The organism is Neorhizobium tunisiense, assembly GCF_039631515.1.
Lineage (GTDB): Bacteria > Pseudomonadota > Alphaproteobacteria > Rhizobiales > Rhizobiaceae > Neorhizobium.
This window is the reverse complement of the sequence record NZ_JBDIUU010000001.1, coordinates 755,272-771,400: the sequence shown is the minus strand read 5'-3', so window position 1 is coordinate 771,400 and position 16,129 is coordinate 755,272. Positions and strand designations below refer to the sequence as shown.

Below are 16,129 nucleotides of genomic sequence, written 5' to 3'. Positions count from 1 at the left end.
TCGCCCTTGGGTTACCCCTCAGAATCACCGGGTCCCCTCATCGGCTAAACCGATACCATACTTTGGGTTGTATGGCGGGGCGTATGTTTAGTTCCTTGGGTGCTGTTTTAACGCTTGCTACTATTGCGTTTCTGTCCGGCTGCACGGGACTGCCGAGGTCCGGCCCGGATCCGCACGCCGTTGAGGCCAATGCAACCGTGAAGGCTTTTTCCGCCGCCGGCAACAAGGCCGGGATCGACTACGCGCTCGTCGACATCAACAAGGCAGTCCTGGCCCATCTGCCGAAATCGGCAGGGCCTGGCTTGAGCGCCGGTTTCGGCTCTGGCAGCAGTGGTCCGCCGCCACTCACCCTCGGTGTTGGCGATGTCGTTCAGGTCTCCGTCTTCGAGGCGCAGAGCGGCGGCCTATTCATTCCTGCCGATGCCGGCGCCCGCCCGGGCAATTACATCACCCTGCCGAACCAGACGATCGGCCGCGACGGCACATTGAGCATCCCATACGCGGACAAGGTCAAGGCCGCGGGCCGTTCGGTCGATGCCGTGCAGCTCGATATTACCGAGCGGCTGGCCAACCGCGCCATCGAGCCCCAGGTAGTCATCTCGACGGTGACGAGCCGTTCGATGGGGGCGTCGGTGCTTGGCGACGTCAAGCAGGCGAAGAAGATCGAACTCAGCCCCGCCGGCGACCGCATCATCGACGTGATTTCCGAGGCCGGCGGTTTGAGTGTCCCCAAGGAGGAGGCGACGGTGACGCTCCAGCGTCGAGGCCGTAGCGTCACCGTCGCCTACAGGACGCTGAGCGAGCGTCCGCAGGAGAATATCTATGTGCAGCCGGGCGACACGATCTTCGTCGATCGCAATCGCCGGACCTTCTTGGCCTTCGGCCTGACGGGTGAAAGCGGACGTTTTGATTTCGACGATGCCAATCTGTCGCTAGGGGAGGCCTTGGCGAAGGCCGGCGGATTGCTCGATGACAAGGCCGAGCCGCAATCGGTCCTGCTCTACCGCCTCGTGGAGCGCGATCTCCTGCGCAATATCGGCCTCGACGTCAGCCGGTTCAGAACCAGAGACGTGCCGGTGATCTTCCGCGCCAATTTGCGGGACCCGGCCGCATTCTTCGCCGTCCAGCAATTTCCCATGCAGGACAAGGACGTGATCTATGTATCGACGGCCGATGCGGTCGAGCTTGTAAAATTCCTTACAATCCTCAATTCGGTCACCGCCTCCACCCGGGATATCGCGAGTAGTCATGATGCGTGGCGCGACTGACATTCAGGCCGCTTGCGGCCGCCCCGGGTCGGTTCGGAGCCTAGCGCACATCGGTTGGGTGACGCGATGAACCAGCGGCCCGTTTTTCCCGCTCGCCACCAGCGGGAACCTCGCGACGAGGAAGCTCCGGAACTGGACATGGATGGCCTGATCGCCATCGTCCGGCGGCAGTGGCGGGTGGTCGGCCTCTGCGTCGCGGTGTTCCTGGCGCTTGGCATCGGATACCTCCTCACGGCCGTGCCTCGATATACCGCCAGGACCAGCGTGCTGATCGACCGCGGCAACCGGCAGGTCGTCGAGCAATTGTCGACGATCGGCGGGGTCATGGACGACGAGGCGTCGGTCCTCAGCCAGGTCGAGCTACTGCGCTCGGAGACGATAGGCCTGTCGGCGGTCGACAGGCTGAAGCTGCAGGACGATCCGGAATTCATGGGCGGACGCCGAAATCCGCTGCTCGCCGCCGCATCCGAAATACGGTCGATGCTCGATGTTCGGCGATGGCTGCGAGGCGATGGCCCGGTACGCCCCGATGAGAGCGAGGCGCAACGCCGCCAGGCGCTGGTGAGGCTTCTCGACAATATGAAAGTTTCGCGCGTCGGGCGTTCCTATGTCCTGGAAATCGCTTTCACGGCCACATCGCCGGGGCTTGCCGCAGCCGTCGCCGGCGCGATCGCGGATGCCTATCTGACCGACAAGCTGGACGCCAAATACGATGCCACAAGGCGAGCCGGCAACTGGCTGCAGGAGCGCATCGAGGAACTGCGGCAGCGCTCGCTGGAATCCGACCTGGCGGTCCAGAGATTTCGCGCCGAAAACGGCCTCGTTGTTGCCAATGACAAGCTCGTCTCCGACCAGCAGCTTACCGAAATGAACAGCGCCCTGACGGTAGCGCGTGCCGATACGGCCAGAACCCGGGCGCGTTCCGAGCGGATCGAAGCGATCATCGCGAGCGGCGAGAGGGACGCGATCGTCACCGACGCGCTGGACAGTTCCGTGATCAGCTCGTTGCGGGAAAAGTACCTGGAGTCGTCGAAGCGGGAGGCCGAGATATCGAGGCGGCTGGGGCCTGACCATGTCCAGGCGGCCCGCCTTCGACAGGATATGGCGGAATACGACCGGCTGATGTTCGACGAGATCAGGCGGATCGCCAGGAGCTACCAAAGCGAGCTGGAAGTCGCCCGGTCGCGCGAGCGCCAGATCACCCAAGGGGTGCGAAGCGCCACCGATATCAGCGTCGCTGCGGGAGAAACGCAGGTGCAGTTGCGGGAGCTCGAACGGGCCGCCGAAACCTACCGGAACCTCTACCAGACTTTTTTGCAGCGTTATCAGGAAGCGTTGCAGCAGCAGTCTTTCCCCGTCACGGAGGCGCGGATCATTTCCCGTGCCACGCCGCCGTCGGCCGCCAGCGAGCCGCGGCCGTCGCTGGTGCTTGCGCTTTGCCTCGCACTCGGATGCGGCGTCGGCGGAGCGGTCGGGGCATTCCGCGAGTTCCGGGATCGGTTCTTCCGCACCGGCGAACAGGTGAGGGATGTTCTCGGCCTCGAATATCTCGGGTCGGTCCCGCTGGTGGAACCGCAGCCGGGCGGAAGCCCCCCGGCGGAGCCCTTGAAGGGGGAGGTCTGGAGGAAGAACGGGCTATCGGCCTTTGCGACCGCGCATCCGTCTTCCTCCTTTGCAGAAACGTTGCGCAGCGCCCGGATCGCGGCGGACGTCCATATCGACAGGGCCCACAAGGTCATCGGCATCGTCTCGATGCTGCCGGGCGAGGGTAAATCGACGATCGCCATGAATTTCGCCCGGACCCTGGCCGGGAGTGCCCGGACGCTGCTGATCGATGCGGATCTTCGCAATCCGGGTGCCACCAGGACGCTGGGTCCGCATGCGCAAGAGGGGTTGCTCGACGTTCTGCTGGAAGGGCGTGCGCCCGCCTCCGCGATGTTGACCGATCCCGATACCGGCCTGAGATTTCTCCCAGCAGTCGTAAAGCGGCGGACACCCCATTCGTCGGAACTGCTGGCATCGGCAGCGATGGGCAGGCTGCTGGCACAGGTGGCAGTTGAATTCGACTATATCGTTCTCGACCTGCCGCCGCTTGGCCCCGTCGTCGATGCGAGGGCCATCGCGCCACGTGTCGATGGCTTCATCATGGTCGTCGAATGGGGCGGGACATCTCGAAAAGCCGTGAAGGATACCCTGAATGCGGAACCCCAGATCGCCGGCCGTTGCCTCGGCGTAGTCCTCAACAAGGTCGACGCCGCTAGGATGAAGCTTTATGAGGGATATGGTTCCTCGGACTATTATGCATCGCGTTACACGCACTATTACCATGAAGCGCATCCTGACCCGATGCCGGTTTCCACCGGCGCCGCAAGCAGGATGAAAACGGCAAGGGAGAAGCCTGACGACAGCCGATGATCTTTTCTGAAGCGTTTCACTGCAATGTTTGGCATAAGCCCGGGATGCTACGAATCACTGTATGTCTCGGATTCGCCGCATTCCGGGGGACATCACAATGGTGTTCTCAGTGCTTGCGACTGGCACATTGCGCGGATAGACGTGCACGTTTCACTTAAAGACTGACGGGTTCCGTTAGGGGGATATGATGACTGGAAATGTGAAGAGCAACGGCAAGGTAGCATTGATCACCGGGGTAACGGGCCAGGACGGCGCTTACCTTGCGGAACTCTTGCTGTCCAAGGGCTATACTGTCCACGGCATCAAGCGGCGCTCTTCCTCCTTCAACACCAACCGCATCGAGCATCTCTACGAAGATCCGCATGTGGCAGACCCGCGTTTCATCCTGCATTTCGGCGACATGACGGATTCGACCAACCTCATCCGCGTCGTGCAGGAAGCCCAGCCGGACGAAATCTACAACCTGGCCGCCCAGAGCCACGTGCAGGTCTCCTTCGAGACGCCGGAATATACCGCCAATGCCGACGGCACCGGCACGCTGCGCCTGCTCGAGGCGATCAGGCTCCTCGGTCTTTCCAAGAAGACCCGCTTCTACCAGGCCTCGACCTCGGAACTGTACGGCAAGGTCCAGGAAGTGCCGCAGAGCGAGACGACGCCCTTCTATCCGCGTTCGCCCTATGCGGTTGCCAAGCTCTACGCCTATTGGATCGTCGTGAACTATCGCGAGGCCTATGGCCTGCATGCCTCGAACGGCATTCTCTTCAACCACGAGAGCCCGATCCGCGGCGAAACCTTCGTCACCCGCAAGATCACGCGCGCGGCCGCCGCCATCCATCTCGGTCTTCAGGAACGCCTCTTTCTCGGCAATCTCGACGCCAAGCGCGACTGGGGTCATGCCCGCGAATACGTGCGCGGCATGTGGCTGATGACGCAGCAGGACGAGCCGGACGACTATGTGCTCGCGACCGGCGAGACCCATACGGTGCGCTCTTTTGTCGAAAAATCCTTCGCCAAGGTCGGCATGCCGATCGAGTGGCGCGGCGAGGGTGTCGAAGAGAAGGGATATGACACGACATCAGGCGAATGCGTCGTGGCGATCGACCCGCGTTATTTCCGTCCAACGGAAGTCGACCTCCTGATCGGCGACCCCACCAAGGCGCACCGGAAGCTCGGCTGGAAGCATGAGACCAACCTCGATCAGCTGATCGCCGAAATGGTCCGGGAGGACCTGAAGGTGATGGCGCGCAATGTACCGACCTCGGGCGGCAACAAGGGTCTCTCCCATGCCTGAGACGATCTACAGCCTTGCGGGAAAGAAGGTCTATGTCGCGGGGCATCGCGGCATGGTCGGCTCGGCGATCGTCCGCCGTCTGGCCTCGGAGGGCTGCGAGATCCTGACGGCGTCGCGCGGCGATGCCGATCTGACGCGCCAGGCGGAAGTCGAGGCCTGGATGGAGAAGAACCGCCCGGACGCGGTGTTCCTGGCGGCCGCCAAGGTCGGCGGCATCCTTGCCAACGACACCTATCCGGCCGATTTCCTCTACGACAACCTCATCCTCGAGGCGAATATCATCGAGGCCGCCCACAAGGTCGGCGTCGAGAAGCTGATGTTCCTCGGCTCGTCCTGCATCTATCCGAAATTCGCCGACCAGCCGATCGTCGAGGAGTCGCTTTTGACCGGTTCGCTGGAACCGACCAACGAATGGTATGCGATCGCCAAGATCGCCGGCATCAAGCTCTGCCAGGCCTATCGCAAGCAGCACGGCCATGACTTCATCTCGGCCATGCCCACCAACCTTTACGGCCCCGGCGACAATTTCGACCTGAAATCCAGCCATGTGATGCCAGCGCTGATCCGCAAGGCGCATGAGGCCAAGACCGGCCACCTTCCGGACATCACCGTATGGGGCACCGGCACGCCGCGCCGCGAATTCCTGCATGTCGACGATTGCGCCGACGCCTGCGTCCATCTGATGAAGACCTATTCGGCCGAGACCCATGTCAATGTCGGGTCCGGCGAGGACGTGACCATCCTGGAGCTCGCCGAACTGGTGTCCAAGGTCGTCGGTTTCGAGGGGAATATCGTCCATGATCTCACCAAACCCGACGGCACGCCGCGCAAGTTGATGAGTGCCGCCAAGCTGCGGGCGCTCGGCTGGTCACCGAGGATCGGCCTGGAGCAAGGCATAACCGACGCCTACCAAGCGTTCCTCAAGGGCGAGTATCTCGAGCGCAAACGCGGAGATGCTGCCTGATGACAGCAACCGCCCAGCCCCTCAGCGACGAATGCGAACAAACGTTCGACGCCGCACCGGGGCTGGCCACGGCAGCTGCCACATCGCCACGAAAAAGCGTGGTCGTTTATGCGATGAACTACGCGCCCGAAACGGCGGGCGTCGGCAGATATACCGGTGAAATCGCCGAATATCTCGCCGCCGAGGGCATGGACGTCACGGTGGTGACCACCCCGCCGCATTACCCCGGCTGGGCGGTCCAGCCCGGATATCGGAACCGCTATTCCTCGAAGATCGAGGGCCGTATCTCGGTGTTGAGAGCGCCGTTGATGCTGCGGCGGAAGATGAGCGGCATCTGGCGGCTCCTCGCGCCGCTCTCCTTCGCGCTCACCTCGGCGCCTTTGGTCTTCTGGCTAATCCTGCGCCGCCGCCCGGTCACCGTCTTCTGCGTCGAGCCGACGCTGTTTGCCGCTCCTGTCGCGCAGCTTGCCGCCAAATGTGTCGGCGCGCGGACCGTGCTGCATGTTCACGACCTCGAGGTGGATGCCGCATTCGCGGTCGGGCATTTGAGCTCCAGGGCCTGGCTGAAGAGGCTTGGCCACGTTTTCGAGCGCGGCGTGCTTGCCAGGTTCGACCGGCTGGTGACAATCTCCAACCGCATGGCGGAAAGCCTCGTCAGGAAAGGCGTGCCGAACGCAAAACTGTCCGTCGTCCGCAACTGGGTGGATCTTGCGCAGATCCATCCCATGGAAGACGTCAGCCCCTATCGTGCGGAGCTTGGCTTCGGCCGCGACGATTTCGTCGTCCTCTATTCGGGCAGTATCGGTGCCAAGCAGGGCCTGAACGTGCTGCTCGATGCGGCCGAGCGTCTCAAGGACGAGCGGCGCATTCATTTCGTGATCTCCGGCGAGGGGCCGCAAAAGCCGGAACTCGAAGCCCGTTACGGCCATCTCGAGAATCTCCGTTTCCTGGCCTTCCAGCCCTATTCCCGGCTGAACGCGTTCCTCAACATGCCGGATCTGCACGTGCTGCCGCAGGACAGGAATGCCGCCGACCTGACGCTGCCCTCCAAACTGGGCGGCATGCTTGCTTCCGGACGGCCTGTCCTTGTCACCGCCGACCAGGGAACGGAACTTGCGCGGTTCGTCGAGGACGCGGTCTATCTGACGCCGCCGAACGATCCGGAAAACCTGGCGGCCTGTATTGTCCGTGCGATGTCCGAGCGGGACGCATGGCAGCCGCATTCCCAGGATGCTCTCGTGCAGAAACTGTCGAAACGGCCGGCCATCATCGCCATAAGGCAGCTCATCGACAGCGGTGCGCCATGAGGGTCGCCGGTCACGTCCTCGCCTACAACGTTGATCGTTTTCTGCCGCACGTCGTCGAGAACTGTGGCCGTTTCGTCGATAAGATCTTCATCGTCCGCCCCGAGCGTCCCTGGGTCTATCTGCCCGGCTCGCGCGCCACGAGGACAAACCCCACGACCAGGGAAAAGGTGGACGAGGCGATCGCCTTCGCCCGCGCAAAAGGCGCGAGTTGCGAGATCGAGGTGATCTGCAGCGATTTCGAGACCGAGGAGGACAGCCGCAACGACTGCCTCGACCGGGCGATCCGCGAAGGTTACGACTGGCTGGTCATTCAGGATGCCGACGAGTTCTATCCGGATAGCGGCTGGGAAACACTGCTCAAATTCATGGCGGCGGACCGCAGGCATGACCGCATCCTGACCCCATGGCACAATTTCTGGAAAACGCCTGAACTGGTGCTCACCGCCAGCGATGGCTCGATCAGGGACGTGAACGCGGGTTTTGCGATCCGCTGCAAAAGCGGCGTTCGCTTCGATATGGCGCGAAAGACAACCCCGGCTGCGACTATCCTCGTCGATGCGCCCTGCTACCACTACGGTTACGTCATGAGCGATGCCGAGATGTGGGAAAAGATCACCAGCTGGGGCCACGCGCATCAGGTGAATGCGCAAAAATGGTTCCGCCTGAAATGGCTGGGATGGACGCCCGCCCATTCCTACCTCCATCCGGTCACTCCGCTGTTCTGGCCAAAGGCGATCCGCTTTCCCGGCAGGCAGCCCGCCTTCGCCTCTTCTTTCATGAACCCGAGCCAGGAAACCGCGCCGCTCGGTTTTGTCGATTTCCTGGAAAACATGCTTGCCGACCGTGCGACGGACGTCCGCATCGTCGCGCGGAAATTATTGAGAAGGTCAACCGTGTAGCCGTAGGTCGCGTTTTCGATGAGTGTGTCAGTACGGCTAATCTCGGGCTCGATCGCCAATGGGGCGTTCATTGCGGGCAATATCCTGATCCAGGCGATCAGCGTGCCGGTCATGCTCGGCTGGTGGTCCGCGCAGCAATTCGGGCTCTGGATCCTGCTGCAGACGCTCCATTCCCTGTCTGTCGTGTTCGACCTCGGCCATCAGAACTACCTCGGCTACGAGTTCCAACGCCTCGCCACCAGGGATGCCGTCAGGCGCGACTTCGCCTCGTCCATCCCCGTCGCCCTTCTCCTTGGAAGCACACTCCTGTGCTTCTGGACGACTGTCCCGACCTTCGGACTGACCGGTGCAGTGTTCGGAGATTTCGTTCCTGTGGAGCTGGTGGACGAGCTCACAGCCTCGATGATCGTCTATGCGCTCACCTGGCTCGTCACCAGCTCCGTGGGCGGCATCCTCGGGCGGGCGCTCGTCCCCTTCGGCTATTACGCGAGAATGGCGTGGTGGCGGTTTGCGCTGCTGGTCGTCGTCAACCTCGCGATGCTCGCCGCAGTCCTTTCCGGCGGTGACGTCCTCGACGCCGTGGTCCTCTCGTCGGTCGCCAACGTGGCCGTCAATATCGCCATTCATCTCGACTGCTTTCGTCTCTGGCGGCGCGAGGAAATCGGCTTTGCCGTGCCGGATCTGCGCAGGGGTTGGTCCAACCTCGCGAGGAGCCTGATCGTGTCGCTCCGCGAACTGCTCGCAATCGGAAACCAGCAGGGCATCCGGCTGCTGATCGCGCCGCTCGCCGGCGTTGGTCTTCTCGGCGCGTTCACCGCGACCCGGACGCTGTCCAATCTCGCGACACAGGGCATCAATGCGCTTGCAGGTCCGGTCGAGTCCGAGCTCTTGCGTTATCTGAGGGAGGGGGAGGCCGGTGCGGCGGAAGCCGTGGTCACTCTAAGCTGGGTTTTCGTGCTGGTCATCATCAGCCCCGCCTGCCTTCTGCTCCAATGGGTGACACCCAGCCTTTTCCTCTGGTGGACCCGCGGCAACTTCCACCTGGACCCGCTGCTGTTCGGCTCGCTCTGCACCTGCATCATCGTTTACGGTTTCGCCCAGCCGCTGGTTTCGATCGTCCGGGGAACCAATATCCTGCTGCCGCAGGTCGTCGCGAGCGGCATGTCTCTGCTGATCACGGTGATCGGTTGTTATCTGACCTTGAGCCCATGGGGGCTGCCGGGCGCCGGCTTCTCGCTTCTGGCGGCCGAAATCGCCAGTTTCCTGATCTACGCCGCGGCTGCCGGCGTCGTGCTCCGAAAGCTGCGGTTGCGCATACCAATCCATGCCTTCAGAGTATCCGTTTGCGGTGGCCTCTCGGCTATCGCCGGGCTGTTCGCCATGGCGGTCTGGCCTCAATCGGCCGGCTGGGCATCCATTCCGGCCGTGATGGGCTCGCTGCTGGCGGCGTGGATGGCCTATCGGTCCTTGCCAGCCAACATGCGGGCCGCTCTCTCGAGTCATTTTCCAAGCCTCACCCGCAAGCGTGCCGCTCTCGCGGGAGTCGGGCCATGACGGGGAGCGGAGGTCTGGCGGGCGGCGATGCGGTATTCGGCAGGCGCTCGGTACAACGGCAACCTCGCGGCAATTCCCGCTACGTCACCAAAGCCCGCTGGGGCGTGGCGATTGCGGTCCTGCTCTGCACGGCAATCCAGTTGGCCATATCGCCTCTTACGGCCAACATGTTCTGTGCCGTTTCAGCCGGACTGATCGGCATCCTAGTATTTTCCTACTGCACCAAGCCGAGACGGATCGAACGGTGCCCAATCTCGACGCTGATGGTGCTCGGCTTTCAGGTCCATTCGAGCCTGGCCGCCCTGATCGTCCAGACCTTCGCCTGGAAACCGCTCACCTTCAACCTCGAAGCACCGGCAACCACGTTTTCCATCCTGGCACTTCTGCAGTTATGGGTGGTGGCGCTGCACTGGTTCTATACGCAGTCGCGGGTCATGCAGGCGATCACTGTCGCGATTCGTCGGAAAATCGCGACGCCGCTCGGCCTCTATCTCGCCCCAACAAACCGGCAGTTATGGTGGATGGGGCTCATCGGCTCGTTCGCTTCCTGGTACACGCATGCCGACCGATGGGGCGAGGACAATTTCGGCGATATCGCCTTCAAGCTGCTCGCCGGCCTGTCACACTTCTCGGTCGCCCCCTTCCTGATCCCGGTTGCGGGCTACCTCATCGACCCACCGGACCAAAAGCGCTCGGTCAACTGGCTCGTGCTGACAGCCTACTGCGCCCTGGCGCTCTATATCGCGCTGGCGCGCAACAGCCGCGGCGTGTTCGCGGTCAACGTCCTGACCGTGTTGATCTGCCTCTTCGTTGCAATAGTGATCGGGCGCTTCATCCTGACGAGGCGGCGTGTGATCTGGCTCGCGGTCGCCGTCCTGCTCAGCCCCATTCCGGCGGGCATCCTCTCGGATCTTGCGACCGCCATGGTCATTGCCCGTGACGAACGCTCCGACATCTCGTCGCAGGATCTCGTCCTCTCGACCATCGGCACGTATTTCGATCGGGAGGCGCTGCTGTTCCGGCGGGAGATGGAGCGGCTCCTGGCCGAGGGCAGCTATAACGAAATCTACATCGACAACCCGCTTCTGGCGCGCTTCGTGTCCACCAAATACATCGATCGGAACGTCGCGCTCGGACTTTCGCTGTCGCAGACCGGCGAGGGGCTTGCGCGGGAGAACGCCATCAATCAGCTGTTGTTGCTGCTTCCGACGCCGGTTCTCAATCTCTTCGCGCCCGAACTCGATAAATCCGGCAACGCCTTTTCGTCCGGCGATTATTACAACTTTCTGGTCACCGGCGATGAGCTGGGAGGGTACCGCACCGGCTCGTCGATCGCCGACGGCTTCGTTGTTCTCGGCGCGTTTTATGTGGTCGTGTTCGCCATCTTCGCCTTCGCGAATTTCACTATCGGCGACGCGCTCGCGATCCGGATGCGGGACGGACACGTGCTGTTTTCGGCTCTGGCCTGCATCTGCATGGTCCGCTTCTTCATGAACGGTCTCATGGACGAATCCGTCGCGGTCCAGGCCGGCAACCTTGTCCGGGCGCTGCCGCAGACCGTGCTGCTTTATGCGCTGATGTTCTGGCTGACGAGGGGCGTGAAGCTGCGATGAGGCTCCTCTATGTCGGTGCAGAATCGGGGACCAGCCAGCAGCGGGCAGCGGCGTTCCGGCGCATCGGGGTCGATGTTCTGCACCTGTCGCCCTATTCCCACCTGCCGCCCCATTGGGCGCCATGGCTGAACAGGGCAGGCGGCGCCGGCATCGATCGCCTCGTGGCAAACGGGCTCGGCAGACGGATCGCCGGCCGGTGCCTCGATCTCGCCGTGGTGGATTGCGGCGACGTGGTCGGACCGGCCGCCCAGGACGCCATCCGCAAGACGGCACCGATCATCGTCAACTACAACGCCGACAATCCCTATCTGGACCCGTCTCCGGAACGCTTCCGCTGGCGCATCCTTCACCGCGCCCTTCCGCACTACGATCTGGTCGTCGCCGTGCGCCGTGACGGCATCGAGGCGATGATGGCGAGGAGAGGTGCAAGACGGATAGACACGATCTGGCAGTGCGCGGACGAGGTCGTGCACCGCCCTCTCTCGCCGCCGCTGGAGGAGAAAGGCCGCCGGTCGTCCGATGTCGTCTTCGTCGGCACATGGATGCCAGGACGCGGCGCCTTCATGGCGCGGCTGATCGAGAAGGGCGTGCCGCTGACGATCCACGGCCCGCGCTGGAACAGGGCGCCGGAATATAAGCTGCTCAGTCCATTCATCCGCTCCGATTATCTTGAAGGGTCCGACTACACCCTGGCAATTGCCAGCGCCAAAATCGCTCTGGTTCTGCTGAACGGCCAAAATGCCGACCTGCATACGACGCGATCCGCCGAAATCCCCGCCATCGGCACTGCCATGTGCGCTCCCCGCACTCCGCATCATCAACAGCTCTATAAGGAGGGTGAGGAAGCCGTCTTCTTCGACGGAGCGGATGACTGCGCAGAGGCTTGCAAACGGCTTTTGGCGGATGACAGCTGGCGCCAAACGATTGCCGATGCCGGGCACCGGCGGTCGTTCGCGAACGGGACCTACAACGAGGTCCTGGCTCGCCGGATCGTCGAGCAGGTTGCTGGGATAACGCAAGGCGGCGCGCGATGAGGAAGGTGGAGGCCCACAATCGCGGCATTCTGTTCCTGGCCCTGAACACCTATGGCCGGATAGGCGGTATTCAGCGCTTCAATCGAAGAGTTGCCGCTGCCCTGGCGGAGATTTGCGGCGACCGGGGCTGGAAGCGGCCGGTCGTACACATCATGCGCGATGCTAACGCCGACATTCCCGAAGCCACGTCGGCCGCAATCCGCGCCTTTGGCTCTCGGCGCCTGGACTTCATCCTTCACTCCGCTGCCGCTTCCCGTCACTGCCGCATCCTGTTTCTCGGGCATATCAACCTCCTGCCCGTCGGGCTCATCTGCAAGCTGGTCGCTCCGAGAATCAAACTCGTGCTTTTCGTCCATGGCGACGAGGTCTGGAACGACCCTGCCTATCGCCGCATGCGGTTTTATGAACCGCTTATGGCGAGAGCGCTCAATCGCATTGCCTCCGTCAGCGCCTTCACTGCAAACAGGATGCGGAAGGCGTTCACGCTTCCCGCAGAGATGTTCACGCTCTTTCCGAACGCAGTCGACGACATCGACCGGCAGCCCAAAAAGAGCGGTCGCAACATTCTGACGGTCGCTCGGCTGGATCGGCATGACCGAGGCAAGAATATCGACGCCCTGATCAAGGCGGTGGCTCTGCTCAAGCGCCGGAATGTGGAATGCATTCTCCAGGTCGTCGGCGAAGGGCCGCTCAAGCCGGAACTGGCGTCGTTGGCCCGTGAGCTTGCGGTCGAAGACAGGGTCGAATTCCTTGGCCGCGTATCGGATGCGAGCCTGACCGGGATCTACGCCCAAGCCTCTCTTTTCGCGATGCCCTCGTCCAAGGAAGGCTTTGGTATCGTTTTCCTGGAGGCCTGGCTGCACGGCCTGCCGGTGATCTGCGGCACGCAGGATGCCGCGGCGGAGATCATTACCGATGGAGCCGACGGGTTTGCCGTGGACCCTGGGGATATCGAAACGCTTGCCGAGAAAATGGCGATGCTTCTCGCCCAGCCGGACATGGCAGCGGCGATGGGAGAGGCGGGGGCGGAAAAAGTCCGCTCCGGCTATCTCATGGAACATTTCAAGGAAAATCTCGGAAAAATCATCGCGGAGCTGCCATGAGAATCCTCAACATCATTGCGAGCGCCGATCCCGAAACCGGAGGCCCGATCGAAGCGCTGCGGCTGACCGGCCTGCAAATGGCGCGTCTGGGCCATGCGGTGGAAGCCGTCACGCTGGACAAGCCTTCGGCGCCCTATGCGGGAGAGTTTCCCTTTCCCGTTCATGCGTGCGGGCGATGGGCCCGAAGATACGGGTATACGCCGGAATTAGCGCGCTGGATCGCCGCGAACGCCCATCGTTTCGATGCCGCGATCATCCACGGGCTCTGGAACCATGCTTCCGTCGGCGGATGGTCGGCAGTGCGGCGGGCCGGCCTGCCTTATGTCGTCTTCGCCCATGGCATGATGGATCCATGGTTCCGCGAAACCCATCCGTTCAAGCACATTACCAAGCAGGCGTTCTGGCTTGCCTGGCAGGGCAGGGTTCTCCGGGATGCAGCGGCGGTGCTCTTTACCTGCGAAGAAGAGCGCCGCCGGGCGCGCGGCGTTTTCCGGGGGCATGGTTACCCGGAGCGGGTCGTCGCCTTCGGCACGGCCGATCCGCCAGCCGGCGCGGAGAACCAGCTTGCCGCATTCCACCGGCTTTTGCCGGAATTGAAGGACAAACGGTTCCTGCTGTTCCTCAGCCGTTTCCATGCAAAGAAGGGCTGCGATCTTCTTGTTGGAGCCTTCGCGAGGATCGCCGCGCTCCAGCCTGATCTCGACCTGGTGATGGCGGGGCCGGATCAATCCGGGCTGAAGTCGAAACTGCTGGCGCAAGCCGCGAAGGCGGGCATGACCGATCGTGTCCATTGGCCGGGCATGGTGGCAGGCGATGCCAAGTGGGGTGGCTTCCGGGCCGCCGAGGCCTTTGTCCTGCCGTCGCATCAGGAGAACTTCGGCATCGTCGTCGCGGAAGCCATGGCCTGCGCAACGCCGGTCCTGCTGACCGACAAGGTCAATATCTGGCGTGAAGTGAAGGCGAGCGGTGGCGGCCTCGTCGGAACCGACACATCGCAGGGCATCGAAAGCCTGCTCCGGTCCTGGCTCGCTCTCCCCGACGACGCCAAAAGCGCCATGCGCGCCCATGCCCGCGCGGGCTTCGAACGGCATTTCCGCATCGAGGCGGCGGCGCGCGATCTCATCACCATCCTGCACTCCATCTCCGCACGAGGCCTTCATGAAGCCGCTTGACGCGAAGACGTACAATCCGCGGGCGGGAGCCCCGAGCTTCCCGCTGAGACATCGGTTGTTCCGGTTCGCGTGGAACCTCGTCTGGAGCCTTTTCGGCCGCTGGACGCCGGTGCCGCTGTTTGCATGGCGCCGGTTTCTGCTGCGCCGTTTCGGAGCCCGGATCGACCGCACGGCGCGAATCTATCCCGGCGTCGAGGTCTGGTATCCGCCGAACCTTGCCATGAGCGCGTATTCCTGTCTCGGAAGAGGCGTGAACTGTTACTGCATGGATCGCATCGAGCTTGGCACCCACGCCATCGTCTCACAGGGAGCCCATCTCTGCACCGGCACGCATGATGTCGACGATGCGGATTTCCAGCTGGTTACGAAACCCATCGCCGTCGGTGCGAATGCCTGGATCGCGGCGGAAGCGTTTGTCGGGCCGGGCGTTGCCGTCGGGGAGGGGGCCGTGCTCGGCGCGCGCGCCGTCACGTTTCGCCCTCTCGAACCCTGGACGATCTATGCCGGCAATCCAGCGGGAAAATTGCGGCGGCGCTTAGAGAAAGACGCGCCCGCCACCCTCCCGGCGCGGTTGCGCTTGTAACCGGGACAAATCATCGAATGACAAACCTCGCCGTCCTCATCCTCACCTACAACGAAGAGCGCCATATCGCCCGGGCCTTGAAAAGCGTCGCGCCATTCGCGTCCGAGGTCTTCGTCATCGATTGTTTCTCGACCGACGGCACGGTCGAAATCGCCCGGTCGCTCGGCGCAACGGTTCTGAGCAATGCCTGGGTCAATTACTCCAGACAGTTCCAGTGGGGCCTCGACCATGCGCCGATCACCGCCGACTGGGTGATGCGGCTCGATGCGGATGAGGTGATCGAACCCGAACTGGCGGTCGAGATCGCTGAGAAGCTCCCCTCTCTTGCCGCCGATGTCGCAGGCGTCAACCTGAAGAGAAAACACATTTTTCTGGGACGCTGGATTCGCCATGGCGGTCGCTATCCGCTCATCCTCACCCGCATCTGGCGGCGGGGACAGGGGCATGTCGAAGACCGCTGGATGGATGAGCACATCGTCGTGAAGGGACGTACAGTGCTTTTCGATGCGCCGTTTTCGGATCACAATCTCAACGATCTCGGCTTCTTCACGGGCAAGCATAACGGCTATGCGACCCTTGAAGCCGTTGACGTGCTCGGCCGGCGCCATGGCCTGTTTTTGAAACAACCTGCCGGTTCGCAAGCCGTCTCCTCACGTCAGGCCTCCATTAAACGGCGCATCAAAGAGCAGATCTATAACCGGTTTCCGTTTCTGGTCGCTGCGCTCGGTTATTTCCTGTTCCGCTATGTCGGCCAGTTGGGCTTCCTCGATGGCCGCGAAGGGCTGATCTACCATGTCCTGCAAGGTTACTGGTATCGTTTCCTCGTCGGCGCGAAGGTCATGGAATTCGACCGGTCGATCCGCTCGCTGGCAACGCCTGACGAAAAGCGCGCGGCGCTGGCACGATTGACAGGACTGCCGCTCTAA

13 protein-coding genes are annotated in these 16,129 nt (G+C 62.6%); all 13 read left to right on the top strand.

What is annotated here, in order from left to right; all coding sequences use genetic code 11:
• The first annotated feature begins 197 nt into the window (after positions 1 to 197).
• Positions 198 to 1,268: a polysaccharide biosynthesis/export family protein gene (locus tag ABCW43_RS04025; RefSeq protein ID WP_345922204.1), complete on the top strand. Its 1,071-nt coding sequence runs from the start codon at positions 198 to 200 to the stop codon at positions 1,266 to 1,268.
• A gap of 138 nt (positions 1,269 to 1,406) precedes the next feature.
• Positions 1,407 to 3,683, top strand: coding sequence for a polysaccharide biosynthesis tyrosine autokinase (locus tag ABCW43_RS04020; protein ID WP_345923330.1), 2,277 nt, complete (start codon positions 1,407 to 1,409; stop codon positions 3,681 to 3,683).
• 184 nt (positions 3,684 to 3,867) lie between these two features.
• A complete protein-coding gene (gene gmd / locus ABCW43_RS04015; protein ID WP_375797056.1) occupies positions 3,868 to 4,974 on the top strand; it encodes a GDP-mannose 4,6-dehydratase in 1,107 nt (368 codons plus the stop codon).
• On the top strand, positions 4,967 to 5,938 hold the full coding sequence (fcl, locus tag ABCW43_RS04010; protein WP_345922203.1) for a GDP-L-fucose synthase: 972 nt from the start codon (positions 4,967 to 4,969) through the stop codon (positions 5,936 to 5,938). The genes gmd and fcl overlap by 8 nt, the downstream gene beginning before the upstream one ends.
• Positions 5,938 to 7,245, top strand: a complete 1,308-nt coding sequence (locus ABCW43_RS04005) for a WcaI family glycosyltransferase (protein ID WP_345922202.1) — start codon at positions 5,938 to 5,940, stop codon at positions 7,243 to 7,245. Before fcl ends, ABCW43_RS04005 begins: the two co-directional genes overlap by 1 nt.
• On the top strand, positions 7,242 to 8,144 hold the full coding sequence (locus ABCW43_RS04000; protein ID WP_345922201.1) for a hypothetical protein: 903 nt from the start codon (positions 7,242 to 7,244) through the stop codon (positions 8,142 to 8,144). Before ABCW43_RS04005 ends, ABCW43_RS04000 begins: the two co-directional genes overlap by 4 nt.
• A gap of 18 nt (positions 8,145 to 8,162) precedes the next feature.
• Entirely contained in the window at positions 8,163 to 9,698 is a 1,536-nt protein-coding gene (locus ABCW43_RS03995; protein WP_345922200.1) for a lipopolysaccharide biosynthesis protein, read from the top strand.
• On the top strand, positions 9,695 to 11,311 hold the full coding sequence (locus ABCW43_RS03990; protein ID WP_345922199.1) for a hypothetical protein: 1,617 nt from the start codon (positions 9,695 to 9,697) through the stop codon (positions 11,309 to 11,311). Before ABCW43_RS03995 ends, ABCW43_RS03990 begins: the two co-directional genes overlap by 4 nt.
• Entirely contained in the window at positions 11,308 to 12,345 is a 1,038-nt protein-coding gene (locus ABCW43_RS03985; protein WP_345922198.1) for a CgeB family protein, read from the top strand. Before ABCW43_RS03990 ends, ABCW43_RS03985 begins: the two co-directional genes overlap by 4 nt.
• Positions 12,342 to 13,448, top strand: a complete 1,107-nt coding sequence (locus ABCW43_RS03980; protein WP_345922197.1) for a glycosyltransferase family 4 protein — start codon at positions 12,342 to 12,344, stop codon at positions 13,446 to 13,448. Before ABCW43_RS03985 ends, ABCW43_RS03980 begins: the two co-directional genes overlap by 4 nt.
• On the top strand, positions 13,445 to 14,620 hold the full coding sequence (locus ABCW43_RS03975) for a glycosyltransferase (protein WP_345922196.1): 1,176 nt from the start codon (positions 13,445 to 13,447) through the stop codon (positions 14,618 to 14,620). The genes ABCW43_RS03980 and ABCW43_RS03975 overlap by 4 nt, the downstream gene beginning before the upstream one ends.
• Entirely contained in the window at positions 14,607 to 15,203 is a 597-nt protein-coding gene (locus ABCW43_RS03970; protein WP_345922195.1) for an LbetaH domain-containing protein, read from the top strand. Before ABCW43_RS03975 ends, ABCW43_RS03970 begins: the two co-directional genes overlap by 14 nt.
• A gap of 17 nt (positions 15,204 to 15,220) precedes the next feature.
• Complete coding sequence (locus tag ABCW43_RS03965; RefSeq protein ID WP_345922194.1) at positions 15,221 to 16,129, top strand: glycosyltransferase family 2 protein; 909 nt, start codon at positions 15,221 to 15,223, stop codon at positions 16,127 to 16,129.

Excerpts from the sequence above, each read along its gene's own strand:
- ABCW43_RS04000 (WP_345922201.1), top strand. The coding sequence starts at position 7,242 with ATGAGGGTCGCCGGTCACGTCCTCGCCTACAACGTTGATCGTTTTCTG.
- ABCW43_RS04020 (WP_345923330.1), top strand. The coding sequence starts at position 1,407 with ATGGATGGCCTGATCGCCATCGTCCGGCGGCAGTGGCGGGTGGTCGGC.
- gmd (WP_375797056.1), top strand. The coding sequence starts at position 3,868 with ATGATGACTGGAAATGTGAAGAGCAACGGCAAGGTAGCATTGATCACC.
- ABCW43_RS03970 (WP_345922195.1), top strand. The coding sequence starts at position 14,607 with ATGAAGCCGCTTGACGCGAAGACGTACAATCCGCGGGCGGGAGCCCCG.
- ABCW43_RS03980 (WP_345922197.1), top strand. The coding sequence starts at position 12,342 with ATGAGGAAGGTGGAGGCCCACAATCGCGGCATTCTGTTCCTGGCCCTG.
- fcl (WP_345922203.1), top strand. The coding sequence starts at position 4,967 with ATGCCTGAGACGATCTACAGCCTTGCGGGAAAGAAGGTCTATGTCGCG.
- ABCW43_RS04005 (WP_345922202.1), top strand. The coding sequence starts at position 5,938 with ATGACAGCAACCGCCCAGCCCCTCAGCGACGAATGCGAACAAACGTTC.
- ABCW43_RS03965 (WP_345922194.1), top strand. The coding sequence starts at position 15,221 with ATGACAAACCTCGCCGTCCTCATCCTCACCTACAACGAAGAGCGCCAT.
- ABCW43_RS03985 (WP_345922198.1), top strand. The coding sequence starts at position 11,308 with ATGAGGCTCCTCTATGTCGGTGCAGAATCGGGGACCAGCCAGCAGCGG.
- ABCW43_RS03995 (WP_345922200.1), top strand. The coding sequence starts at position 8,163 with ATGAGTGTGTCAGTACGGCTAATCTCGGGCTCGATCGCCAATGGGGCG.
- ABCW43_RS03975 (WP_345922196.1), top strand. The coding sequence starts at position 13,445 with ATGAGAATCCTCAACATCATTGCGAGCGCCGATCCCGAAACCGGAGGC.
- ABCW43_RS03990 (WP_345922199.1), top strand. The coding sequence starts at position 9,695 with ATGACGGGGAGCGGAGGTCTGGCGGGCGGCGATGCGGTATTCGGCAGG.